Origin of the sequence: Hymenobacter persicinus, from assembly GCF_004167665.1 — a bacterium.
Lineage (GTDB): Bacteria > Bacteroidota > Bacteroidia > Cytophagales > Hymenobacteraceae > Hymenobacter > Hymenobacter persicinus.
On record NZ_SEWE01000039.1, the window covers coordinates 1 to 23,653 of the forward strand.

Here is a 23,653-nt window from a genome sequence, read left to right on the forward strand (position 1 = left end):
CCTTGAGCTTGGCAGCCAGCTCCTGGCCGAGGTTTTCGAACTCGGCGGCATTTTCTTCCTGCTGGTTGGCGACGGTCTGGAGCAGGGACTTGAGGTTCTTGTTTTTCATGGTACAGGGTGCCGGAAACCGGCGAAATGATGTGGAAAGGAAAAAATCAGACGGAGGCTAGCGCCTATTTGCAGCCCGTGTTCTGGGGGCAGCTGAAGTTGATGGTGATTTCGTCGTCCACCGCGGCTTCGCTGCCGCCCTTGAGCTTGGCAGCCAGCTCCTGGCCGAGGTTTTCGAACTCGGCGGCATTTTCTTCCTGCTGGTTGGCGACGGTCTGGAGCAGGGACTTGAGGTTCTTGTTTTTCATGGTACAGGGTGCCGGAAACCGGCGAAATGATGTGGAAAGGAAAAAATCAGACGGAGGCTAGCGCCTATTTGCAGCCCGTGTTCTGGGGGCAGCTGAAGTTGATGGTGATTTCGTCGTCCACCGCGGCTTCGCTGCCGCCCTTGAGCTTGGCAGCCAGCTCCTGGCCGAGGTTTTCGAACTCGGCGGCATTTTCTTCCTGCTGGTTGGCGACGGTCTGGAGCAGGGACTTGAGGTTCTTGTTTTTCATGGTACAGGGTGCCGGAAACCGGCGAAATGATGTGGAAAGGAAAAAATCAGACGGAGGCTAGCGCCTATTTGCAGCCCGTGTTCTGGGGGCAGCTGAAGTTGATGGTGATTTCGTCGTCCACCGCGGCTTCGCTGCCGCCCTTGAGCTTGGCAGCCAGCTCCTGGCCGAGGTTTTCGAACTCGGCGGCGTTTTCGTCTTGCTGGTTGGCGACGGTGCTCAGCAGCGTCTGCAGGTTCTTGTTTTTCATGGGGTGAGAATAGAAAAGAATGACTGCCCATACATGCCTGGACAAGTGGCAATATAAAATCATGGATATCCCCTGTAGGCCTCCAGGGCAAGCCACGTTTATATTCAAAAAAGAAGAGAGAAGTAATTAATTCGTGCGGCCGCGTTCCTCCTGATTACCCGTCGTTCGGTCGCGCCTCGATTTTATTTTCTGGCTGCCGAAAGGGTAGGCGTACGACAGGCGCACGTTGCGGCTTTCCCGGGTGTTGTAATATTCCCCGCGCTGGTTCGGGAAGTTGGTGGAGTAGCGCGGGGCGTTGGTAAAGAACAGGTCACTTGCGGCCAGGGTCAGGGAGCTGCGGTTCTCGAACTTCTTGCGCAGGCTGACCGAAAAATCGAACTGGGGGCCGTATTCCTGCACAAATTCCCGGTACGAGGAGCTGTAGCCCACGAACGATTCGAGCGAGAGGCTCTTCGGCAGCAGGAAGCTATTGACGGCCGTGGCCGTGATGGTAGGCTTCACGTAGGACTGCCGGGCGGCGAGGTACGTCAGGTTTTCCTGGCGGGCGTAGGCACTGACCACCGCATTTATTTTCCAGTACTTGGTTATTTCGGCGGGCACAATTACCGATGCACTATAAATATTGCGCGGATTGGTATTAAGGCGAATAAAAGCCACCTGATTGGTTTCATTATGTAATTGTGCTAGCTGCATAAACGGATCCAACACGCGCTGATACGAAACCGATACGCTGTATTTATTTTTAAAGAAATACGTGCCTTCCACCGTGTGGCTCAGCGAGGGTCGCAGGTAGGGGTTGCCGGCGGCCGTCACGTAGGGGCTCATGTAGTACACGAACGGGTTGAGGTAGGAATACGAGGGCCGGTTGATGCGCACTCCGTAGGAAAACTTGAGCTGCTGGTCGTCGCTGATTTTGTACTGGGCAAACACCGTCGGGAACAAGCGCAGGTAGTCGCGGTTGACAGCCGTGGTGGAGGCCGAGGAGCGGCCCGCCGTCTGGGTGTACTCGGTGCGCAGGCCGAGCTTGGCGTTGAGCTTGCCGGCCGAGCCGCTGAGCGTGGCGTAGAGGGCCTGGATGGCCTCGTGGTAGCGGAACTGGTTGGTTTTGGTCGGGTCATTCACCTTCTGCCGGTCGATGATATTGTCGAAGCGCAGGTCGTAGTCGGTATCGACCAGGCTGAGCTTGGCCCCGCTTTCGAGCAGCAGCTGGTGGGGTAGCGGCAGCACATAGTCGGCTTTGAACGACCCGATATCGGTGCGCTGGCGGTTGGCACTGGCAAACTCGCTGATCCGGTCGTTGTCGGGGCGGGCCCGCCAGGTCACGTTGCGGGCTGCCTGGTCGTTGCGGGAGCGGTACGGGGTGTAGTCAAGGTCGAACGACAGGCTGCCGCCCTTGGTGGCCAGCTCGTGGCGGAAGTTGGCGTTGACCGAGCCCAGCACCGTGTTGATGCCGTTCGTGACGTCGGTGCGCAGCAGGGAGTCGGGCGCCAGGCCGGGGCGAAAAGCGGTGGCGCGGATGTCTTCGTAGACCTTGCGGTTGGCCGCCGACACTTCCAGCAGTACCCCCACCACGTTGCGCGGGCTGAGGTAGTAGTCGGCGCCCACCGAGCCCGTGTGCGAGGTAGCATTGCGGGTCACCGTGTTGTGCTGGTCCCAGACGGAGGTTTCGTAAAACAGCTTAGCAGACTCGTTGAGGCGGTATTTCCCGTTGGTGCCCCCATAGGAAGCGTACAGGTTGAGCTTGTCGCGGCGGTAGTTCAGGTTGGCGGCCCCAGTTACTTTGGGGTAGATGCCCTGCTCCAAAGCCAGGCGGGTGGTACCGTTCAGGCCGGCATCGTCGCGGTGCTTGGTGATGATGTTGAGCAGGCCGGCAGTGCCTTCGGCGTCGTAGTTGGCCGGCGGGTTGCTGATAACCTCGATGCTTTCCACCGTGTTGCCCGGCAGCGCCTTCAGGTATTCGGCCAGCTCCTCAGCCGACAGCCGCCGCAGGCGGTTATTGACCATCACCTGCACACCTTGCTTGCCCGCTAGGCTCAGGGCACCCTGGGCGCTGGTGATGACGCCGGGCGTGGTGCGCACCAGGTCCCAGGCCGAGCCGCCGGCGGCAGTCTGACTGCTGCCGGCATTGTAGACCAGCCGGTCGGCTTTCTGCTCAATCAGGGGCTTGCTGCCCGTCACGGTTACGCCGCCCAACGCCACAGTACTGGGCTGCAAACTCAGCGCATCCAGCGTCAGGGCCTGTCCGGGGGCTAAGGTAATCTGCGGCGTGGTGAGCGGGCGGTAAGCAATAAACGATACCCGCACCCAGTACGTCCCGGCCGGCACGTCGGCAAACTCGAACCGGCCCTGCTCCTTGGTGGTCAGCGCCAGCACCACGGCCGAGTCGGGCACGGCCAGCAGGGCCACGGTGGCAAACGAGACGGGCTGGCCGGCGCTGAGCACCTGCCCGCGGATGGTGCCGCCGGCCGGGCGCCGGGCTGCCGCCGCCGCGCCGCCCAGCAGCAGGGCCAGCACCAGCGCCGCCAGGGGCGCAACGCGGGCTCCGGACAGCAGCGCGCTCAGCAGGAAAGCGGGGGAAATGCGGCGGTTCATAGACCTTTACAGTGGAGTGGAAACGGCGGCCGCACCAGGTTTTGGCCGCTTGGATAATTCAAACTTATCCGACGGTTTCGCCCTCTCCCACTTTTTTACACCAACAGGCTTATTCGCAGGACAAGTCGGGTGAATTTGCTTACAGCCCGCAATTCTTACCTTCGCCGTAGCCGGCCCCCGGCTTCTATCCCCGTATCGTTATGCAGCCGTCCTACTCGTTTCATCCGGCGCTGGTCGTGCGCACGCCGGCGCTGCCGTTTGCCCCGCAGTTTACCGTAGCCGATATCCGCCGCCGCCTCGCCGACCCGGCCTTTGCCGAGGCCCTGTACCTGGCGTCACCGGAGTTGCACGCGGAGAGCCGCAAGTGGCAGCACGGCACTAGGCCGGCCGAGCCGCGGCGGGAGGAAAAGCTGCTGTATAGCCTGAGCCGCTACTACCTGCGCATGAGCAGCCGCTGCACGCCCTTTGGCCTGTTTGCCAGCTGCAGCGTGGCCCACTGGGGCGCGGCCGACCGGCTGGTGCGCCCCGCGGGCCCCGGGCGGCGCCACACCCGCCTCGACATGCACTACCTCTGCGGCTTGGCCCAGCACCTGGCCGCGCAGCCGGACGTGCGGGAGCGGCTACTGTATTCTCCCAACAGCAGCTTCTACGAAATTGGCCACGAAATCCGCTACGTGGAGCTGCGGGCCGAGCCGACGGGCCAGCTCGTTCACCAGATCAGCTCGGTAGCAGCCTCCGACTACCTGACCAGCGTGCTGGCCGTCGGCGAAACCGGCGCCACCCGCGAGCAGCTGGCCGCGCCCCTGCTGGCGGCCGCCATTCCACCCGACGAGGCCCTGGCCTTTATCGACGAGCTGATTGCGGAGCAGATTCTGGTCAGTGAGCTGGAGCCTACCGTTACGGGCCCCGAGTTTCTGCCCCACCTGCTTGCCGTGCTCCGCCGCCTGCAAGCTCGCCAGCCCAGCGCTACCATTGCTGCCACCGAAGCCACGCTCCAAGAAGTCAGCGCGGCGCTAACGAACCTCGACGCGGCCGACTCGGAGCAGCTGGCGGGGTATCCGCCCATTCAGGCGCTGCTGCACAGCCTGGGGGCGCCCTGGGAGCCGGGCCGGGTGTTCCAGACCGATCTGGTGCACGACTACGCCGGGCCCGGGCAGGTGAGCGAGGACTGGCAGGGCGCTATCCGGGAAGGCGTGGAGGCGCTGACGTATCTGGCGGCCCCGGCCCGGCAGCCCCGGCTGGAGCAGTTCCAGGCTTTATTTGTGGCCCGCTACGAAGACCGGGAAGTGCCCTTGCTCGAGGCCCTCGACGGGGAAAGCGGGCTGGCGTATTCGTCGTTTGGCAAAAGCAGCTTCGGCGCACTAGTTCAGGATTTGGTGCTGGACCAGCCCGCCCCGGACCGCACCCTGAGTCAGAGCCCCGTCCAGCAGCTGCTCTACCAGAAGCTGCGCGAAGCCGACCGCCGGGGAGCCTACGCGGTAGAGCTGACCAAGGCCGAGCTAACGGATTTTGCGCCCCTGCCCGCTCTGCTACCCCCCTCCTTCTCGGTCATGTTTCGGCCCGGCGAGGCCGGACAGGTAGTGCTCGAATCGGTGGGGGGCTCCAGCGCCGCCAACCTGCTCGGGCGCTTTGCCCACGCCGACGCCAAAATCGAGGCCGTGGTGCGCGACATCACCGCCCAGGAGCAGGCGCAAAATCCGGCGGTGGTTTTGGCCGAAATCTGCCATTTACCGGTCAGCCGGGTGGGCAACATCCTGCTGCGGCCCTGCCTGCGGCCCTACGAAATTCCCTACCTAGCCCAGTCCGCCGTCGATGCCGAGCACCAGGTGCGGGTGCGCGACCTGGTGGTGGCCGTGCGCGGGGGCCGGCTGGTGCTGCGCTGCCGGCGCACCAACCGCCAGATTATTCCCCGCCTGAGCTCGGCCCACAACTACTCGGCCCAGGCTCTGCCCGTGTACCAGTTTCTTTGCGACCTGCAAACCCAGGGCCTGCAGGCGAGTCTGCGCTTCAGCTGGAGCCAGGTGGCCTTCGCAGCCAAGTTCTTTCCCCGCCTTACTTATGGACGCGCCATTCTGCAGGTGGCCGCCTGGCACCTCGAGGCCGCCGACTGGCAGGCCTTGGCGGGCCTTTCCGAGGCGGAACTGGCTCCGCGCTTTGCCGCTTTCCGCGCCCAGTGGCAGCTGCCGCGCTACTTCACCCTGGCCGACGGCGACAATGAGCTGCTCGTTGATGCCGATAACCTGCTCACGGTGCAGGTCTGGCTCGACACGATTCGCACCCGCCCTTCCATTCGCCTGCGGGAGTTTTTCTTTGACCCCGCCCACAGCCTGCTTCAAGACGAGCAGGGCCGGCCCTACGTGGGACAATTCGTGGCCTCTTTGCTGCGGTCAACAAGCTGCTACGTCCCTGCTCCTGTTACTACCACCGACCACGAGCGGCCGGCGGTGCAGCGGGAGTTTGCGCTGGGCTCTGAGTGGCTGTATTTAAAATGGTACTGCGGGCCCCAGGCCGCCAACCGCATTCTGGTGGAGGTGCTGCAGCCCCTGACCGATGAGCTGCGAGGCCGGCAGCTGATTGACCAGTGGTTTTTTATCCGCTACGCCGACCCCGACTCTCACCTGCGGGTGCGCCTGCACCTGCCCGCCCCCGACCGGATCGGCGAGGTCATTGCCATGGTGCAGGCCCACGTGCAGCCGTACGTAAAGCACGGCTACATCTGGAAAACCCAGACCGACACCTACCGCCGGGAGCTGGAGCGCTACGGCCACCGCACCATGGCAGCCAGTGAGGCGCTGTTTTGCGCCGACAGCCATGCCGTGGTGCGGCTGCTAACCCACACCGGCCCCGGCAACTCCGCCGACCACTGGCTCTACGGTACGCGCTGGGTGAATCAGCTGCTGGACGCCTTTTCGTATACCATTGAGCAAAAAACGGCGCTGCTGCTTCGACTGCGCGACTCCTTCACCCAGGAGTTTGGCGGCGGCAAGACCCTGCGCCTGCAGCTCGACGCCAAGTACCGCCAGCACCGCGCCGCTCTCACCCGCGCCCTGGCGGCCCAGCCTCCCGCATTGCCCGCAGAATCTGCCGCCGGCCTCGACTACCACGGGATGCCCGCCGTGCGGGCCGTAGCGCAACTAGTTGGGGAGCTGGAGCAGGCCGGCCGGCTGGAAGTGCGCCGCGACGCGCTGCTGAGCAGCTACGTGCACATGCTGCTCAACCGCGTGGTGGCCGTGCAGCCCCGCCTGCACGAGTTGCTGATTTATGACTTTCTGCACCGCCACTACCACTCCCAGCAGCAGCGGCAGGCAGCGGCTACTTCCGGCCGCTCTTGATTTTTTCCTGCAGCTCCCGCAGGAACATCGTCCGGTAAGTTTCGCCCAACGGCACGTAGGCTTTCATGTCCTTGATAATAATCTGGTTGCCGTCGAGGGCCTTGATCTTGTTGATCGACACCAGGTAGGACTTGTGCACCCGCACAAACTCGTGCGGGGGCAGGCGGGCTTCGAGCTCCTTAATAGTGAGCAGGCTGATGATGGTTTCCTCGGGGGTATGGATGGCCACGTAGTTCTTGAGCCCCTCCACGTAGAGAATTTCGTCGAAGTTGATTTTGCACATCTTGCCCTTGTTCTCCGTCTTGACGAAGATGAAGTTGCTGGGCCGCTCGGGTTGCTGCCACTTCTCCGAGGGGCGCATCGACTTGTTGAGCGCCTTCTGCGCGGCCTTGAGAAACCGCTCAATCGCGACTGGCTTGAGCAGGTAGTCCAGGGCTTCGAGCTCGAAGCCGGCCACGGCAAACTCGTTGTAGGCCGTGGTCAGAATCACCTGGCACTTGCCGTTGATGAGCTTCATGAAGTCGAGTCCCGAAATCTGGGGCATGTGAATGTCCAGGAAGACGAGGTCGATGGGCTGGTTCTGCACGATGCCCAGGGCCTCCACGGGGTTGGTAGTGGCGCCGGCCAGGGTCAGAAACGGCGTTTTTTGGATGAACGTAGTCAGGATGTCGAGGGCGCCTTGCTCGTCATCCACCACCAGGCAGGAAATCATAAGCTTACAGGTCTAAGGTAAAGGAGCAGGCGTAGTAGTCGGCTCCGTTGGTGACGTGCAGGGTGTGACGGTTGGGGTAGTGCAGGGCGAGGCGTTGGGCGGTATTGGCCAGGCCAATGCCGCTGGTTTGTTCTTTGGGTCCGTCGCGCTTCTTGTTCCAGGTGGAAAAGCGCAGCTGGTTGTCGACCACGTCCAGGGTAATCCGCAGCGGGTTCTGGGGGTCGAGCAGCTCGCCGTGCTTGAAGCAGTTCTCGACGAAGGTGATGAGCAGCAAAGGCAGGATCATCAGAAACTGCGGCGAGCCGGAGCAGGTGAATACAATCTGGAGCCGGTTGCTGAAGCGCAGTTGGTTGATGGTGATGTAATTGTTGAGGTAGTGCACCTCATCTTCCAGCATCACCTTGCCGTTGGCACCCGGGGCCTGCAGGGCGTAGCGCATGATGTTGGACAAAATCAGAATACCCTGGGCCGAGCCCTCGGAAATCGGGTACACCTGGGCATAGAGGAAGTTGAGGGCGTTGAAGAGGAAGTGCGGATTGATCTGGCTTTTCAGAAAGGCCATTTCCGTTTCCAGCAGGTTGCGCTCCACCAGTTGCAGGTGCTGGGCCTGCTCGCGGCGGCGCTTTTCGGTCTGCACCGAGTTGCGGGCAAACCAGTAGCCGAAGCTCAGCATCAGAAAGTAGCCACCCCGCCATTGGGTTTGGGCCCAGAACATCATCTTGGTCGAGGGCGGGTGCAGCATCGGGCGGTTCAGCCCCGGCAATAAATACAGGTTCAGCCCGTAACGCAGCCCGCTGTACACGGCCAGCAGCAGCACCAGCTGCAGCAAATACAGAAAATAATTACGCCGCCGCTGCAGGCCCGGCAGCAGAATTTCACTGTTGCAATAAAACAGGAAGGCGTACAGCAAAAAATTCAGCCCGGTTTCAAAATAATTAAATTGGAGGTTGCTGGTAAAAAGCAGAATAGAGCCCTCGTAGGTGATATAGACCAGCCATATACACAGATGAATAAAGACGTTCTTCCACACGTTATTCTTATTATCCATGTCAGCGGCGAAGCATTTTCTGATTAGCGCATAACTCAACCGTTGGCAGCGGCCCCCGGTTCAGTCAAAGGTAACAGCGGGGCCCTGCCGAACAAGCCCGGCAAGCAGCCGGCAGCCGACTTGCGCCCCGGACTTGTCCCGGAAAAACCCGGGTTTGTCCTTCGAAAAAGGGCGTTGGTGTAGGAACGTAGGGGGCGTAAAAGTGCTTTAGTATGTTTGTCAGCGTCAACAACATCACCGGCCGCTAATGCCGAAATCCGCTTGCTTTTTCTTCATTTTATTCACTCTTTTTTTACTCCAGCATCATGAAAACTACCTCCGCCGCTCCGAAGTCGACTCTGAATCTGAAAAAGAATACCGTTACCCGTTTTGTACACGTGGCCGGCACCACGGCCGGTGCTAAAATCATTACTACTTCCGATACGATATCTTTCGATACGCTCACGTCGGTTATTGTTTAAGTTTTTATTTCTATTCTTATTTCGGGCTCACCCAAGCCAGCAGTACGGGGCGCAGGCCGCCATTCCGCCGAGGGTTGCAGCCTTTTGCTTGAAGGCGCCATGAATGCAACTCCCTTCCTGCTGGCGGCCCAGCTGGCCCAGCTGGCCGCCCGCGTGCCGGAGCATCCGCGCCTGGCCCTGTACGCCTACTGGCTCTACCAGCTTTCGGGGCAGGAACAGCACCTGCACCAGGCCCAGTTATTTCTGCGGGCGGCCCTGGCGGCCACCGGTCGGCACCTGGCCCACCACGACCCGGCCTTTGCCGCCGTGGCCCGGGAGCTGGCCTGGCTGAACACCCGGCTGCGCCACGAGCCGCAGCTGCTGCCCGGCCTGGCTTCCGACCAGTTGGAAGAGCTGGACCAGGCTGTCTTTCGGGCGGCCGGGCGGCTGCTGTCGGGGGTGGTGCCGGGACCGGGCCCAGTGCTGCTCGAGCTCATTGGCTACCTCACCGAGCGGCAGCCCCAGCAGCCCGGCACGCCCTTTCTGGCGGCCATCATCGGGCGGGCTTACCCGGCCGGGCGGGCAGTGCAGTGGCTGAGTCGGCACCCGGCCGGGCAGCCCCTGGGCTTGGCCGGTCTGGCCGGGGAGCTGCTACTGCTGATTCGGGTGGGGCTGCTGCCGGTGCACGAGTCTGCCGTCAAGGCCCTGGTGAGCCGCGGGGTCCAGTCGTTGCTGGCCGTGCGGCAGGAAGTCGATTTCCTGGCCGGGCACTATTCTATCTTTCCCGACGCGGTGGGCCCCGACTGGCGGCAGCCCACGTTTAGTCACCACCTGAACTGGCAGCGGGGCGACCTGGGCCAGAGTCTGCTTCTGTACCGGGCGCACGGGCTGCTTCATGATGCGGAGCTGGCTCGCCTGGCGGAGCTCGTGGGCCTCAACACGCTGCTGCGGACTTCGGCGGCGGCCACTGGCATCAGTACGCCGCACTTCCCCGACGGCGGCGCCGGCCTGGCGTACCTGTACCGTTGTCTGTTTCAGCTCACCGGCAACGTGGCCTACCGCGGCGGGGAGCAGCACTGGCTTACTGCGTTTCCGGCCGCTACTCTCCCGGCCCAGGTGCCAGCCGAGCCGTCGGCAGCGGGACTGGAAAACCAGCTGATCTGGCTGGGCCTCACCCAGCCGGCCGGCCTCTGGCACTACCCGGCGGCGGTTGGGTGCATAGCTCATTCCAGCCAAAGCTGCGGCGTGGGCCTTACTTCGTAGCTCGTTTACCACCCCGTTCCTGGTTCGTCTTTTGACCCGGGCCCGGTTTGGCAGCTTCCCGCGCTGCCAAACCGGGCCCGGGTCGTTTAGCTGGACCGGAGCTCAACTGCCCAACTAGGCGGCGCCAAACTCCCGGCGGGCTTTCGGGGTTACTGGGCTGGCGCAGTACGGTTCAGCTACTTAGCACCAAACTATCGGCGCCGCCTAATCCGGGTTGCGCGAAGTAATCGTATTTTTGACGCCCCCGGCCGGGCCCAACCCGCTCCGGCTCAGTTTGCTTTCTGCTCTTTTACTGCCTTCGCAATGCCCGATACCACCCTGCCGCCGTCCTCCGCCAGCGCACCGCTCACGCTGGAAGCCGCTCACCAGCAGATTCGGGCCCTGCAAGCCGAGCTGGCTCTGAGCCGTCCGCAGGCCAGCGCGCCCGGCACCCCGAACACTTACCTGACGGTGCTGCTGGCCTCCCTGCGCGAAGGGCTGCTGCTGCTCGACGAGCACAATGTGGTGGTGGCCGCCAACGACGCCCTGGCCCCCTTGCTGGAAATTCCGGGCCCTGCTGCCGGGCTCGTGGGCCTGCCCTTCACAGCCCTCGAAGTCAGTCTGACCCCACTGCTGACCGACCCGGCCGCTTTTCAGGCCATTGCCGCGCAGCTGCGTCAGCCCGGTCCAGGGACGCACTACAAAGGCAAGCTGCCCCTGCGCAGTGGGCGCGTGCTGGAAGTTGACCTCATTCCGCAGGCCGATGCCCAGGGCCAGCCCTACACGGTGCTGCACTGCTGCGACGTAACCGAACAGCAGCGCACCGAGGCCCAGCTGCAGAGCCTGTCGCGCAGCCCGGAGCAGAACCCTAACCCCGTGCTGCGCTACGGTCGCCAGCGCCAGCGCCTGTATGCCAACCCCGCCGCCGAGCAGTTTGCGGCCGAGTTGCCCGAAGACGAGTTGGAGCGGTTGCGCAACCTCGTGCACGACTGGTGCGCCCTGGCCCTGGCTTCGGGCGCAACCAGCCGCCACGAGCTGCAGATTCAGAACCGCTACTTCACCACTTACCTGGTGCCCAACGCGGCCGAGGACTGCGTAAGCGTCTATCTGGTGGAAGTCTCGGACCTGAAGGAAATCCAGCACGCGCTGGCTGACCGGGAAAAGCGCTACCGCGACCTGCAACACTACACCCAGGCCATGATCTGCACCCACACCCTCGACGGCACGGTGCTCAGCCTCAACCCCTCCCTAACCAACCTGCTGGGCTACACCGAGCAGGAGCTGGCCGGCCGCAACGTGGCCTCGGTGATGCCCGCCGAAGACCAGGCCGCCTTCGCCGACTACCTGGCCCGGGTGAGCCGCGACGGGGAGGAACAGGGTGTGCAACGGGTGCAGCCCAAAAACTCCGCGGCCATTCATCACCTGCTCTACCATAGCGTACTGGTGCGCGAAGCCGGGCAGGAGCCCTACGTCATCGTGCACTCCCACGACATTTCGGAGCGCATCGACAGTGAGCGGACCCTGCGCCAGGCCAAGCGCGCCGCCGAAGACGCGGCCCGGGCCCGCACCAACTTCCTGGCCAACATGAGCCACGAAATCCGCACGCCGCTGAACGGGGTGCTGGGCATGGCCGCCCGCCTCGACAAAACCGCCCTTAATCCCCAGCAGCGCGAATTGGTGAGCATTATCCGCTCCTCGGGCCAGCACCTGCTTACGGTTATCAACGACGTGCTGGACATTGCCAAAATCACCTCCGGCAAGCTCGAGCTCAACGTGGAGTCGTTTAACCTGTGCGACTCAATGGGGCTGGCCATTCAGCCGCTGGCGCTGCAGGCCGCGGAAAAAGGTATTCAGTTTGAGGGTACGCCCCTGCGCAACTCCTGCCCCTACCCCTGGGTGCAGGGCGACGCCCACCGCCTCAACCAGATTCTGATCAATCTGGTCAGCAACGCCGTCAAGTTTACGCCCGCCGGGGGCCGCGTGACGGTGGTGGGCGAAATGCTCACCGAAACGGCCGACTCGCTCACCGTCGAGTTTCGGGTTACCGATACCGGCATCGGCATTGCGCCCGAAAAGCTGGAGCACATCTTCGAAAACTTCACCCAGGCCTACGCCGACACTTCCCGCAACTTTGGCGGCACCGGCCTGGGCCTAAGCATCAGCAAGGCGCTGGTCGAGCAGATGGGCGGCGTACTCACCGTCACGAGCCAGCCGCAGGTGGGCAGCACCTTCGCCTTCCGCCTCACCCTGCCCCGCACCACGGCCCCCGCTTCCACGGCCGCTCCGGCCGCCGCCTACGACACGGGCGCGCTGCGCAACCGGCGCATGCTGCTCGTCGAAGACAATGAAATCAACCGGGTGGTGGCGCGCATGCTGCTCGAGGAGTGGGGTATTGAGCTCGACGAGGCCGAAGACGGCCCGGCCGCCTTGCTGCGCCTCGAGCAGAACACCTACGACTTAGTGCTGATGGACATTCAGCTGCCGGGCATGAATGGCATGGTCGTGACGGGCGCCATCCGCCAGCACGCCGACCCGGTCAAGGCCAACGTACCCATTATGGCCCTGACGGCCAACGCCTTTTTATCGGACACCGAGCAGTACCTGGCCGCGGGCATGAACGACTGCGTGGCCAAGCCCTTCGACGAAACCCTGCTCTTCGAGAAGATGGTCCGGCTGCTCACGCCCACCGCCCCGCTCTACGACCTGACCCAGCTGCGCACCCTGGCCCGGGGCAAGGAAGCGTTTGTGCACACGCTGATCCGCTCGTTTCTGAAAAACATGCCGGATACCCTGACCGAATTGCAGGCCACCGCCGCGGCCGGGAACTGGACTGAAACGGCCCGGCTGGTGCACCACATCAAGCCCAACCTGGTGTCCTTCGGGGTCAGCAAGGCCGCGCCGCTGGTAGCCGAGCTCGAGCAGGTGCCCCTGCACCCGCCCATTGACGCCCACCGGCCCCAGCAGGCCGTTGCGGAGCTTACTGCGCTGGTGGGGCAGGTACTGCGGGCGCTGCCGGCCGAGCTGGCAGCAGTAGCGCTATAAGCTGCGCAGACGGCGCATAAAATCAGCCTGGTACGACTTGCCGATGGGTACTTCGTACTGGCCCAGCCGCAGCTGGTTGTCTTCCACCGACTCAATGCGGCGGGTGTTGACGATGTAGGAGCGGTGGACCCGGGCGAAGTGCGCGAAGGGCAGCCGCTCCTCCATGCTTTTCAGGGTCACGTACACAATGTGCTTCTGCTTTTCGGTTACCAGCACCGAGTACGTCGACAACGCCTCGATGTAAAGCACCTCGTTGAAGTCGACGCGCACGAGCTTGTTGTTGACGCGCACGAACAGATTTTGTCCGTCGGTCGTCAGCGCGTCGTCGGGGGCAACGGCAGCCGCAGCTGGCACCTGCCGGCTGCGCACCCGCTCAATGGCCTTCAGAAACCGCGGATAATCGACGGGCTTCACCAGATAGTCAGCCACCTGCAGGTCGAAGGCATCCACGGCGTAGGTGGTGTGCGACGTGACGAGCACCACGGCCGGCGCGGGCGCGGGCAGCAGCCGGACCAAATCCAGGCCCGAGAGGTGGGGCATTTCCACGTCGAGCAGCAGCAGGTCGAGGGCGGGCGCCTCGCGCAGCCAAGTCAGGGCCTGCCGGGCATCGGGCAGCGAAGCCGCCAGCTCCAGTCCGTCGGTCATCTCGACCATGTGCTCCAGGGTGAGGCGGTTGATTTCGTTGTCGTCAATAATGGCGCAACGCAGGGGACGGGCGGCGGAAGTCAAAAGGCAAGTGGCTAAGGGTGAACAAAGGTAGCTTACGCAGCAGATAAGCTCAACCAACCCATTTTGTTGTGGCTGGGGCAAGATTCCCGTTGCGGCCGCGGCTCCCAACCACCGCGCGGCAGGTACGAAACGCGCCGCCGCCCGGATTGGCCTACTACCCGAAAACCCCGCTGCTGAAGCGCGGGCCACCGCCGTAAACTGCCGCCGAAACGTACCCGCCTTGTTTGTATCTTTGCGGCGCACCCGGATTTTCCGGGGGCGCAACGTCAGCCTAAGGCCAGGCTTAGCCGTTTTAAGGCGGTTAATCGGCTTCGGCCGGCCAACGTTTCGGGCGGTTTTCGGTTACTACCCCGTCTGCCTCGGGCGCCTCATCTTTTTGTTTTCTGCATGTCCAATTCGATTTCCACTGATATCTGCATTATCGGCGCCGGCCCGGTAGGCTTGTTCGCCGTCTTTGAGGCTGGTTTGCTGAAGTTGCGCTGCCACGTCGTGGACGCGCTGCCCCAGGTGGGCGGGCAGCTTTCCGAAATTTATCCCAAGAAGCCGATCTACGATATTCCCGGCTTCCCCGACATTCTGGCCGGTGACCTGGTGCGCAACCTGATGCGCCAGATTGAACCCTTCCACCCTACCTTCACCCTGGGCGAGCGGGTGGAGCATTTCCGCAAGCTCGACGACGGCACCTTCGCCCTGACGACTTCCGACGGCACCGAGATTCTGTGCAAGACCATTGCCATTGCCGGCGGTCTGGGCTCGTTTGAGCCCCGCAAGCCCGCCATCGACAGCCTCGACGCCTACGAGGGTGGCAAGGGCGTGTACTACATGGTGCGCGACCCCGAAACCTTCCGCGACCAGCGCCTGGTTATTGCCGGCGGCGGCGACTCGGCCCTCGACTGGACCATCTTCCTGGCCGATGTAGCCAAGGAAGTCACCCTGGTGCACCGCGGCACCACGTTCCGCGGCGCGGCCGACTCGGCTGAGAAAGTGAAGGCCCTGCACGACGCGGGCAAGGTACGCCTGGTGCTGAGCAGCAACGTGACCCACGTGCACGGCGACGGGGCCCTGGAAGCCGTGACCATCACGGCCAACGGCGGCGAGACGGAAAGCCTGCCCGTGGATTCATTTATTCCGCTGTTCGGCCTCACGCCTAAGCTCGGGCCTATCGGTGAGTGGGGTCTGGAGCTCGAAGACGACGCGGTGAAGGTGAACACGTTGGATTATTCCACCTCGGAGCCCGGCATCTTCGCCATTGGCGACATCAACACGTATCCGGGCAAGCTGAAGCTGATTCTGTGCGGCTTCCACGAGGCGGCCCTCATGGCTCAGGGGGCTTTCAAGCACATCAACCCCGACAAAAAGTACGTGCTCAAATACACCACCGTCAACGGCGTACCCACGCTGTAGTTAGTTGTCAGTTGTTCGTTGTCAGTTGTTAGTTTATCGGTGAACGACCTGACAACTGACAACGAACAACTGACAACTAAAACCCAACAATATGAACGACGAAGTACGCGTATATGTGGAGGAAGCGCCCGGGCAGCGGCGCGAGGTAGTGGGCCCCACCGACATGGGCCTGAGCCTGATGGAGCTGCTCAAGGCCGACGGCTACGACATTCAGGCCACCTGCGGGGGCATGGCGCTCTGCGGCACCTGCCACGTGGAAGTGCTGGCCGGCCCCGAGCTGCCCGAGCCCTCCGACGATGAGCTGGCCATGCTCGAGAGCTTGCCCGTGATGAGCCAGGGCAGCCGCCTTTCCTGCCAGATCCGCATCACCGAGCGCCTCGACGGCCTCGTGGTGCGCCTGATGCCCCAGGGCACGTAGCTGCAATTTTAACCGGGGCGGCAGCGTTACGGGCTCATGCCAACTGCTCCGCACCTGTGTTTGCTCAACCGCAGCCTCCTGGGCTGCGGTTTTTTGTTTTCCGGATTCCTGCCCGCGGCGTACGCGCAGCGGGGCCCCGAAATCAGCCTGGGCGGCGGCTTTTCGCTGGCCCAGCCCGGATTGACGCGGCATAATCTGCCCAACAACTTCCGCACGACGGCCGCCTTCAATACCGGCGCGGTCCTGCGCCTGACGGTGCCCGTGCGTTCGTGGCTGGGTTTGGGCATCGAGCAGCGCATTACCGGCCTGCCCCAGATGTTGGCCTACCGCCAAGACAACAGCCAGCTGAGCACTGGCTTAGGCAGCCGAACCCTGTACCAGTACGGCCTGCGGGCCGTGGTCTACGACGTCTGGCTGCCGGCGCCGCGCTGGGCACTCGACCTGGCCCTGACCGGCTCCTACGGCCTGCCGCTTTACGGGGGCTCCAGCTTCAGCGGCCGGCTCTGGCACGATGCCCAGGATACGCGCCCAACCAGTACGCGGCCCCTGGTATGGGTGGAGGACACCCGCCGCGCCGCGGTGCCCATGGCGGGCCTGGAGGCGCTGCTGCGCTTCGAGCTGGGCGTGCGCCAAGCGCTGCTCCTGACTGCTACCTACCAGCGGGGCCTGCGGCCGGCGGGCATTATCCGCTCCACCCGGGTTGAGTATCTGGACGATGCCGGCAACGTGCAGCAGGGCAGCTTCGTGGCCCGCACCCGCGCTTCCTACGCGGCCCTGCAGTTGGGCTACTGCGTACGCTTTGGGGCCGTAGATGCCAGCCGCACCCGCACGCTGCGCACCCCGCGCTACGGCACCCCGCCCGAAGAAGACGAGCCCACGAATGAGCTGGGCACCGACAACTAACCAAACAAAAAAACCAGCTCCGGGAGCTGGCTTTTTGCTGTTATCAGCGGCGGTAGGATTACCGACGGCGTTTCTTCGTGACGACTTTCTTTTTCGCCGTGCCCGACTTACTGGTCGTTTTGCGCTTGTGCGTGGTTGAGCTGGTTCGGCGGTGGGTGCTGCGGCGGTGGTAAGTGCGGTGCGGGGTCGCCTTGACGGCGGGCGCGGCGGCTTCCTCGGGCTTGGCTTCCTCAGGACCAATAAACGAAGCCTCGGCCGTGGCCTGCTGAATGGCTTCATCCTGGGCGGCGCGCAGGGCGGCGGCCTGCTTGCGGCGCACGGGCATCAGAAAGTCCCGCTCCGCCCGCTCCCGGGCCGACAATTTCTCTTCGCCGGGCAGGCGGGTGGCGGGCAGCTCTACCAGCCCTTTGTGGTCGGCCGAGGCCGGATTCTTAACTCCCTGGGCAAAAGCTGGCGCGCCGCAGAGCAGCAAGCCAAAGAACATAAAAAAGCTTCTCATCACTATCGTTGCAAAGACTCGGAAGTCGCAAAAGTACGGCTGCCTGCCCCTCCTCGCAAGCCGCCGCCCCGCTCCCCGACTCCCAACCCCCTTTCCGGGCCATCCGCCGGCCGTTCGTCCCGAAAAATCCAGCTTTTTCCTATTTCTTCCCTAGTGCGCTGATTTGCACCCGCGTACCGGCCGAGTGGGTCGTAAACTCCGGGGCGTACAGGCACTGGAGCTGGCTGAGGCCCGCTGAGAAGTCGCCGCCCTGGGCGGCGCGCAGCTGGTATTCGAACGTGTGGGTGCCTTTGGGGAAGAAACCGATAAAGAAGTTGGTAGCCGCGTCGCGGGGGCTTTCGTAGTAGCTCAGCCCGCCCTGGTAGCGGTAGCCGCTGGTTTGGCCGATAAGCTCCAGACCGGCGGCGCGCTGGTCTTTGAGGTGCACGTATTCCAGGTCCCGGTCGGCGCGCAGCACCAGACGCACTACCAGCACCTCGCCCACGCGCAGGGGCGTGGCGGCGGTGAGGCGCTCGAGCACGGGGCCACCGGCGGTACGTTGCTCCCGGTACAGCTGGCGCTCCAGCTGCAGACCCGTGGCCGCGGCCGTTACCTTATCAATTTGCTCGAAATACTGCCAGTACAGCGCCCCCCAAGCCACGCCCGCATCGGTTTTCTGCACCGTCACCTTGCCCTGGCTCGGCTTGATTTCGGCGGCCGGGAACGTCGTTTTGTAGTAGCCGGTACCCGCCTGCTGGGCGGTGGGCACCACCGGTATGCCCCCCACCGTCACCCGCACGGGTTGGGTGGGCTGGAGCCAGTCGGATCCGCGCAGCAGCAGGGCGTAGCAGGCATCAGCCGTAGCGCGGGTGCTTTCCCAGCTCTGGGTTTGCTTCTGCTTGAGCAGCCACAGCTTCATTTCATCTACCGACTTCTGGTCGCCAAGCACCTCGTCGTAGGCTTCAATCAGCGTAGCTTGGGTTTCGGTGGGCGCCTCGCGCCAGTAGTAGCCGCCGCGGACCTCTTTCCAGTACATGCCCAGCTCCGGGGAGTGCAGGGCATTTTCGCTGAGGGCCGCCAGAATGTCTTTGACGACAATAGGCTGCGCTTGCTGACGGTGCAGGCTCAGCGCAATCTGGGCCTGGAGGTAGCGGGTCTGAGCGGGCCAGAAGGTGGCAGCCTGCTGCTGATAATAGGTCTGCGCCGCCTGGGCCGCTTTGGCCACGGCCGGGGCGGACCAGAAGCTGCGGGCGTACAAAGCCTGCACCTGAAGGTCGGAGAGGTGGTTCTTTTTCAGATCCACGCCCTTTTGCTGGCGCAGGGCGGCGTAGTCGCGCTGGAGCTGCTCGTCCTGGTAGGCCAGGGCCCGGCGCAGAATCTCGCGGGCCTGCCCGTCCTGGGCGGCATCGAAGGCGCCGAGCTTGCGCAGCTTGCCGAAGCCGGCCACGATAAGCTGGGTGATGTAACGGTCGGCGGGCATTTTCTCAAACCACGGGAAGGCACCGTCGGGCTGCTGCATCTGAGCAAGCTTGGTCAGGGCGCGGGTGGTTTCGGCCTTCAGGCGGGGCTCGTCGAAGAGCTCACTCAGGCGCCGCAGCCGCTCGGTTTCGCTTTGGGCGTCGCGCACCCAGGGCGTTTCCTGCAGCAGCAGATTTTTCAGCTCCTGGTTCTGCTCCAGCTTGCTGCGGAGGGCAACCTTGTCCCCGGCCTGGGCGGCGCGCTGCCACTCGGCCAGCATAGGCTTCAGCCGCGGATTGCTTTGCAGGATTTTGGCCGCCAGCAAATTGGCGTAGAGGCGGCTGAATACCTGCTCGGAGCACTCGTAGGGGTACTCCATCAGGTAAGGCAGGGCCTGCACGGCGTGCCAAGCCGGGTTTTCGGTCATCTCCAGCGTCAGGGAATAGTTGCGTCGGGTGGCCGAAGTGGTGCTGGTGAGCTTTTTGAGCTCAAACTCCCGCGTGGCCGGCCCCACGATGGGCAGCGCCAGGCTCTCGGTGAGCAGAATCCGATTGGGCAGTACTGGCAGCGTGTTTTCCTCGCCGTCCTGCACCGTGGCCAGTTCTTCGTTTTTGGTTTTCCGCTTTTCGTTTTTGGCTTTTTTATCCCCAGTTTTCAGTTCCTTTCCCGACGCCACCACGCGGTAGGTTATGGCTTCCAGGGGCACCTGGCCCTCGGCGGTTTCCGGGATGCTCAGTTCCCAAGCCAGGGCGGTGCTTTGGTTGGCGGCCAGGTCAAACCTCACCTGGGCCGGACCTTTCAGCACCCGGCTTTCCAGGGGCTGCTGGGTGCGGGCGTCGAACAAGAACAGCTGGGCCGTGCCGCTCAGGGCTGCGGCCGAAAGGTTGCTGAGCTTGGCAGTGAACGTGAGTTGGTCACCTTCGCGAAAGAAGCGCGGGGCGTTAGGCGTCACCTGCAGCTGCTTCTGGGTGACCAGCTCGCGCTGGAGCAAACCGCTGTGCAGCTGTTGGTCGTGGGCCAGCGTGAGCAGCTGCCAGCGCGTGACGGCCTCGGGCATCTGGAATTCCAGAATTGTCTCGCCCTGCGCATTGGTGCGCAGGGCGGGCAACCAGAACGCGGTTTCGCGGAAGTCGGTGCGGGCCTGCACCGCGGAAAGGTCAGGGGCCGAGGCGGCCGGCTGCCCCGGGGCGGGGGCTACCACTACTTCGTTGAGTTGCGCGGAGCTGTCGTATGCCTTGTTCATCATTGCCGGCGCGGCCATGGCGGCGGATTCTACCCGGACGCTCGCTACTCTTCTATTCAGCGTCCGAACGACACTTTCTTTGCGTTCACTCTGGTCCGCAATTGCATCTTCGCCCAGGTAGCCCCACATGTTGAGGTGAGGATAAACCAGACTCCAAATAGATTCACCCGCCGGCGTGCCGGCGAATAATTCCCGCGACACTTCCGTCCCAAACCGCCCGGTCCAGGCCAGCACGGGCGGATAGTACGGCTTGGAAAACGCCAGCTCCACAAAGGAATGGGGCCGGAATACGTCCAAGGATTTGTCGTAGAGAGTGGCCAGCAGCTCAGCCTTGGCGGGCTTGCCGCCGGTCTGGTGAATCGTGACGCGCCAGGTTTCCTGCTGGCCGGGCTGGAGCTTGTCGCGGAAAGTTGCCAGGCTGAGCACCAGCGGCGCGGGTGGCGCCGTGACCTGCACCGTAGCCGAATTCAGATACAGGCGGTTGTCGCGCACCTGGGTGACGTGCACGTAGAGCGCGGTGCCGTCCAGGGCCGCAGTGGTCGGAATTTCTACCACGCGCTGCTCCCCGGCCCGGAGCGTGAGCCACTCGCGGCGCAGGCCCTGGCCGGTGGCCTCGGCCTCTATTAGCAGCCGGGCACCCTCTTCGGAGCTGCCCACCAGAAAGCGGGCCGCCTGCCCGGGCGCCACGCTGTCCTGCAAAGCCACAAACCAGTTAGGCGTAGGCACGGGCACCGTGGCGGCAGTAGCGGAAAAGAGCGTGAAGTAGTGCTCCGTAGCGGTAGCCTCCGCGCCCGCAGCGGCCGGTATGGCGGCTTCCAGTACGTAGCGGCCGGGTTCCTGCCGGCTCAGCGGGTCGCGCAGCGCCGGCAGCAGCGGGCTTTGGTCAGTGTTGAAGTCCTGGGTGAGCACCAGCGTGCGGGCCCAGGTGCTGTCGTTATCTTCCCGGCCGTAGGCATCGAGCGGAAACTGGCGCCGAAACTCGTCTGGGCTCAGGGCCTCGCGCTCCGGCCGCTCCCAGGTCCGGAGCCGCAGGGCGCGGGCGGGCGGGGTCAGGCGAAACAGGCGCAGCGTACCCCGGGCCGGCCAGGCCTCGCCGGCGGCGTTGGTGCTAAGCAGCTGCAGGGTCGGCAGCTGCTCACGGTTTACTACCTCGGGCAGCGCCAGGCGCAGGGTGAGGGCCGCGTTGCCCAGACTGAGGCGCTGCTGCCCGGAGTGGGTTTCGCCGGCTGCGTCGGTTACGTCGGCCGTCACTTCGAACACGTAGCCCGGATTCCAGGGGCCGCGCTTGCCGCGGGCGGCTGGGGCTTCGCCTTTGGCCACAAACTCCACCACAAAGCCGCCGGCCGAGTCGGTCCGGGCGGTGCCGTGGCTGATTTCCAATTCTGGCTGTCCGCCGCCGAAGCCACGGCCAAACATAGGCCAGACCGTGCGCCGCACCACCCGGTACTGCACCGTGGCCCCATCGACGGGCTGGCCGGCGTAGGCGGCAGCTTTGCCACGCACCGTCACTGGTTTGCCCAGCACCGGCGTACCGGCCACGGGCTCGAACGTCACCTGGAACGTGGGGCGCTTATAGTCTTCCACCCCAAAGCTGGCGCTGCCGTGGTCGGTTTGCAGACTCATATCGCCGTTGAGCAGGCCCGTCGGCAGCACTACCGAGCCGTGGAAGGAGCCGAACTCGGAAGTGGTGAAGGGCAGCGTCTGCACGGTTTGCCCGTTCACGTCTATCAGCCGTACGGTCACGGCCTCATTGGTCAGCAGCACCGATTTGCCTTCGGTGGTCGAGGTCATGATGCCTTTGAAGTACAGCGTCTGGCCGGGACGGTAAATGGCGCGGTCGGTGTACAGAAACGTGGTGCGCTGCGCCTGCGGCTGCCGTTCGGGGCTGCGGCGCGGATAGTAGCCGCTCTGGGTGACGAGCAAGGAATCGGGGCCCTTGGTCAGCAGCACGGCGTACAACTGGCGAGTGGGCAAGCCCGAAGTGCCGGCCACCGGAATCTGGGTCTGCCCGTCGGCATTCGTAGTCAGGGACGGACCCCGCTCCTGCTGATACTCGCGGGCTTTCTGGTCGTAGTGCTGAAAAAACGGCAGCACGGCGGCGCCGGCCACGGGCTGCCCACTCTGGCGGTGCAGCACCAGCAGCTCAACGCCTTCGGCCGCGGCCGCGCTCCGGCGCACCTGGCTCAACTCGCTCACGCCCAGCTCGGCGTAGGCCGTCGTCACGCCGGCGCGCTCCTTGGTTGGGTCGTCGGGGGTTGTGCTCAGCACCAGCAGGTAATGCCCCAGCGGCAGGGCCGGACCAGCCTGCTGCACCGAATGGGCTTTGTAGTCGGCGGGGCCGGGCACGGCCAGCTCCCAGGCCGCCGCCGGCGCCGCGGCTAGGGCGCGGGCGTAGGCTTTGCGCAATCCGGCCGCCGTGCCATCCGACTGCCGGGCCCGCTCCAACTGCCGTACCACCTGGGCCGACGACACGCGGTAGGCCCGGGCGTAGAGCTTGGTTACGTTGCGCACTTCCAGCTTCAGCAGCCAGGGCCGGGTCGGCAGCACAACCTCTTCGGTCGTAAAGCTCAGCTCCACGGCTTCCAGGCTCTGGCGCAGGCTGGCGGCCTGCCGGGCTCCGCGGGACTTTGGATACGCCTTTTCGGCGGCCAAGGCTAGTTCCCGGGCCTGGGTAGGGTTGTCTTCCCGCAGCGCGTTGGCCTGCTCAAACATAAACCGGCTGGCAATAGGCAGGGCCCGGTAGGCGTCGGTGGCGCGGGCCAGGGCGGCGCGGTACTGAGCGGGCTGGTCGGGCAGGGCGGCGTGCTCGTTCACGAAGCGCAGTCGGGCGAGGTCCACGTCGGCCAGGGCGGCGGGGTTAGCGGCATCAGCGAGGCGGAAAGCGGTGAGCTGCTGCAACACCCGCAGCACGTGAAACTGCCCGTTGAGCGAGTCGGCCAACGGAGTGGTCAGCGGCAGGCGGGCAAACTCGGCAGCCGGGCCCAGCAGGGCAGGGTTGGTCAGCTCAAACTGCTCGGCGGGCTTGGTAACGTAGTATTCGTCGTTGCCGAGGCCCTCAATGGCCCGGCGTGCCAGCAGGTCGTAGAGCGTGGGCACCAGAGCCCGGCTTTCGGCGTCGCCACCAGTTACGGCGTAGCCCAGCGCCGTTAGCTTGAGCTGCTGCTGGCGCCCGGCTTCGTCGGCCAACGAGGCGCGGTAGTGCTGCACCACGGCACTGCCCAGGCGGGCGGCATCCCAGGTTTGAATGTCGGCGCGGCTAGCATCGACGGGGTCGGAGCCGGCGGCGCGGGTTCGGTCGTAGAGCTGGTAGCGGTGCTGGCGGTAGTAGTTAGCGTAGAGTTGGGCCAGCAGGCTGTGCAGGATGGGCCGGGCCGGAAACTGCGCCGTTTTCAGCTCAGCTTCCAGCAGAGTAATTGCTTTTTCGTCCGCTTCCTCTTCTTTGGCCTCGGCCAGGCGCAGCTTGTAGAACAGGGCCCGCAGATAGTCGGGCGCATCCTGGCGCTGGCGGGCGGCGCGGTACAGCTCCTCCACCAACTTGGCGGCCGAGGCCGTCTGATCTTTGCGCAGCAAAGCATCCACCTGCCGCCATTTCTTGGCGTCGGGACCGCCGGTGCCGGGAGGGGTCGACTGGGAAGAACCGGTGGAAAAGAGCATCAGCAGGGCGAATAAACTTAACAGGAAGGACCGCATAAGGCGAAATCGGGTGGAGTGGCAAGGAAGGCAAAATTCAGATGCGCCGTCGAGCTCTATTCCACACGCCGG

At 64.0% G+C, this 23,653-nt stretch carries 16 protein-coding genes; 7 read left to right on the plus strand and 9 right to left on the minus strand.

The genetic code is table 11. The annotated features are described in order from the left end of the window. Window positions 1–173: 173 nt before the first annotated feature. The 4 genes from EWM57_RS16005 to EWM57_RS16020 form a co-directional block, all read right to left on the minus strand. Window positions 174–356 carry a hypothetical protein gene (locus tag EWM57_RS16005; protein WP_129922168.1) on the minus strand — a complete coding sequence of 61 codons (183 nt, stop codon included), beginning with the start codon at window positions 354–356 and terminating at the stop codon, window positions 174–176. Window positions 357–420: 64 nt separating this feature from the next. Continuing rightward, window positions 421–603 carry a hypothetical protein gene (locus tag EWM57_RS16010; RefSeq protein WP_129922168.1) on the minus strand — a complete coding sequence of 61 codons (183 nt, stop codon included), beginning with the start codon at window positions 601–603 and terminating at the stop codon, window positions 421–423. 64 nt (window positions 604–667) lie between these two features. Next, window positions 668–850: a hypothetical protein gene (locus EWM57_RS16015; RefSeq protein WP_129922169.1), complete on the minus strand. Its 183-nt coding sequence runs from the start codon at window positions 848–850 to the stop codon at window positions 668–670. Window positions 851–976: 126 nt separating this feature from the next. Beyond that, a complete protein-coding gene (locus tag EWM57_RS16020) occupies window positions 977–3,442 on the minus strand; it encodes an outer membrane beta-barrel family protein (protein ID WP_129922170.1) in 2,466 nt (821 codons plus the stop codon). A gap of 200 nt (window positions 3,443–3,642) precedes the next feature. Here EWM57_RS16020 and EWM57_RS16025 point away from each other — a divergent pair, with 200 nt between their 5' ends. Continuing rightward, window positions 3,643–6,774 carry a lantibiotic dehydratase gene (locus EWM57_RS16025; RefSeq protein ID WP_129922171.1) on the plus strand — a complete coding sequence of 1,044 codons (3,132 nt, stop codon included), beginning with the start codon at window positions 3,643–3,645 and terminating at the stop codon, window positions 6,772–6,774. Here the strand turns inward: EWM57_RS16025 and EWM57_RS16030 are convergent. Both EWM57_RS16030 and EWM57_RS16035 read right to left on the minus strand, forming a co-directional pair. Next, window positions 6,755–7,486 (minus strand): LytR/AlgR family response regulator transcription factor, encoded by a 732-nt coding sequence (locus EWM57_RS16030; RefSeq protein WP_129922172.1) that lies wholly within the window; start codon window positions 7,484–7,486, stop codon window positions 6,755–6,757. The genes EWM57_RS16025 and EWM57_RS16030 overlap by 20 nt on opposite strands. A 4-nt stretch (window positions 7,487–7,490) precedes the next feature. After that, window positions 7,491–8,534, minus strand: a complete 1,044-nt coding sequence (locus EWM57_RS16035) for a sensor histidine kinase (RefSeq protein WP_129922173.1) — start codon at window positions 8,532–8,534, stop codon at window positions 7,491–7,493. 305 nt (window positions 8,535–8,839) lie between these two features. Here EWM57_RS16035 and EWM57_RS21205 point away from each other — a divergent pair, with 305 nt between their 5' ends. The 3 genes from EWM57_RS21205 to EWM57_RS16045 all read left to right on the plus strand — a co-directional run bounded on the left by EWM57_RS21205 (window position 8,840) and on the right by EWM57_RS16045 (window position 13,258). Beyond that, window positions 8,840–8,995 (plus strand): hypothetical protein, encoded by a 156-nt coding sequence (locus EWM57_RS21205; protein ID WP_165370546.1) that lies wholly within the window; start codon window positions 8,840–8,842, stop codon window positions 8,993–8,995. Between the two features lie 99 nt (window positions 8,996–9,094). Beyond that, window positions 9,095–10,237, plus strand: coding sequence for a glycoside hydrolase family protein (locus tag EWM57_RS16040; protein ID WP_129922174.1), 1,143 nt, complete (start codon window positions 9,095–9,097; stop codon window positions 10,235–10,237). Window positions 10,238–10,540: 303 nt separating this feature from the next. Further along, a complete protein-coding gene (locus tag EWM57_RS16045) occupies window positions 10,541–13,258 on the plus strand; it encodes an ATP-binding protein (RefSeq protein ID WP_129922175.1) in 2,718 nt (905 codons plus the stop codon). On the opposite strand, the gene EWM57_RS16050 is transcribed toward EWM57_RS16045, so the two are convergent. Beyond that, window positions 13,253–13,987: a LytR/AlgR family response regulator transcription factor gene (locus EWM57_RS16050; protein ID WP_129922176.1), complete on the minus strand. Its 735-nt coding sequence runs from the start codon at window positions 13,985–13,987 to the stop codon at window positions 13,253–13,255. The genes EWM57_RS16045 and EWM57_RS16050 overlap by 6 nt on opposite strands. Before the next feature lie 387 nt (window positions 13,988–14,374). Between EWM57_RS16050 and EWM57_RS16055 the strand changes: the two genes are divergently transcribed. The 3 genes from EWM57_RS16055 to EWM57_RS16065 all read left to right on the plus strand — a co-directional run bounded on the left by EWM57_RS16055 (window position 14,375) and on the right by EWM57_RS16065 (window position 16,712). Further along, window positions 14,375–15,391 (plus strand): NAD(P)/FAD-dependent oxidoreductase, encoded by a 1,017-nt coding sequence (locus EWM57_RS16055; RefSeq protein WP_129922177.1) that lies wholly within the window; start codon window positions 14,375–14,377, stop codon window positions 15,389–15,391. Between the two features lie 91 nt (window positions 15,392–15,482). Then, window positions 15,483–15,809 (plus strand): 2Fe-2S iron-sulfur cluster-binding protein, encoded by a 327-nt coding sequence (locus tag EWM57_RS16060; protein WP_129922178.1) that lies wholly within the window; start codon window positions 15,483–15,485, stop codon window positions 15,807–15,809. Window positions 15,810–15,845: 36 nt separating this feature from the next. Then, window positions 15,846–16,712 (plus strand): hypothetical protein, encoded by an 867-nt coding sequence (locus EWM57_RS16065; RefSeq protein WP_129922179.1) that lies wholly within the window; start codon window positions 15,846–15,848, stop codon window positions 16,710–16,712. Window positions 16,713–16,770: 58 nt separating this feature from the next. Here EWM57_RS16065 and EWM57_RS16070 read toward each other — a convergent pair whose 3' ends face one another. Next, entirely contained in the window at window positions 16,771–17,211 is a 441-nt protein-coding gene (locus tag EWM57_RS16070) for a hypothetical protein (RefSeq protein WP_129922180.1), read from the minus strand. Window positions 17,212–17,350: 139 nt separating this feature from the next. Further along, complete coding sequence (locus EWM57_RS16075; protein WP_129922181.1) at window positions 17,351–23,545, minus strand: alpha-2-macroglobulin family protein; 6,195 nt, start codon at window positions 23,543–23,545, stop codon at window positions 17,351–17,353. Window positions 23,546–23,653: the final 108 nt, after the last annotated feature.

Coding starts and splice junctions, on each gene's coding strand:
- EWM57_RS16060 (WP_129922178.1), top strand. CDS start 15,483: ATGAACGACGAAGTACGCGTATATGTGGAGGAAGCGCCCGGGCAGCGG.
- EWM57_RS16010 (WP_129922168.1), bottom strand. CDS start 603: ATGAAAAACAAGAACCTCAAGTCCCTGCTCCAGACCGTCGCCAACCAG.
- EWM57_RS16075 (WP_129922181.1), bottom strand. CDS start 23,545: ATGCTCTTTTCCACCGGTTCTTCCCAGTCGACCCCTCCCGGCACCGGC.
- EWM57_RS16040 (WP_129922174.1), top strand. CDS start 9,095: ATGAATGCAACTCCCTTCCTGCTGGCGGCCCAGCTGGCCCAGCTGGCC.
- EWM57_RS21205 (WP_165370546.1), top strand. CDS start 8,840: ATGAAAACTACCTCCGCCGCTCCGAAGTCGACTCTGAATCTGAAAAAG.
- EWM57_RS16035 (WP_129922173.1), bottom strand. CDS start 8,534: ATGGATAATAAGAATAACGTGTGGAAGAACGTCTTTATTCATCTGTGT.
- EWM57_RS16020 (WP_129922170.1), bottom strand. CDS start 3,442: ATGAACCGCCGCATTTCCCCCGCTTTCCTGCTGAGCGCGCTGCTGTCC.
- EWM57_RS16015 (WP_129922169.1), bottom strand. CDS start 850: ATGAAAAACAAGAACCTGCAGACGCTGCTGAGCACCGTCGCCAACCAG.
- EWM57_RS16025 (WP_129922171.1), top strand. CDS start 3,643: ATGCAGCCGTCCTACTCGTTTCATCCGGCGCTGGTCGTGCGCACGCCG.
- EWM57_RS16005 (WP_129922168.1), bottom strand. CDS start 356: ATGAAAAACAAGAACCTCAAGTCCCTGCTCCAGACCGTCGCCAACCAG.
- EWM57_RS16030 (WP_129922172.1), bottom strand. CDS start 7,486: ATGATTTCCTGCCTGGTGGTGGATGACGAGCAAGGCGCCCTCGACATC.
- EWM57_RS16070 (WP_129922180.1), bottom strand. CDS start 17,211: ATGAGAAGCTTTTTTATGTTCTTTGGCTTGCTGCTCTGCGGCGCGCCA.
- EWM57_RS16045 (WP_129922175.1), top strand. CDS start 10,541: ATGCCCGATACCACCCTGCCGCCGTCCTCCGCCAGCGCACCGCTCACG.
- EWM57_RS16065 (WP_129922179.1), top strand. CDS start 15,846: ATGCCAACTGCTCCGCACCTGTGTTTGCTCAACCGCAGCCTCCTGGGC.
- EWM57_RS16055 (WP_129922177.1), top strand. CDS start 14,375: ATGTCCAATTCGATTTCCACTGATATCTGCATTATCGGCGCCGGCCCG.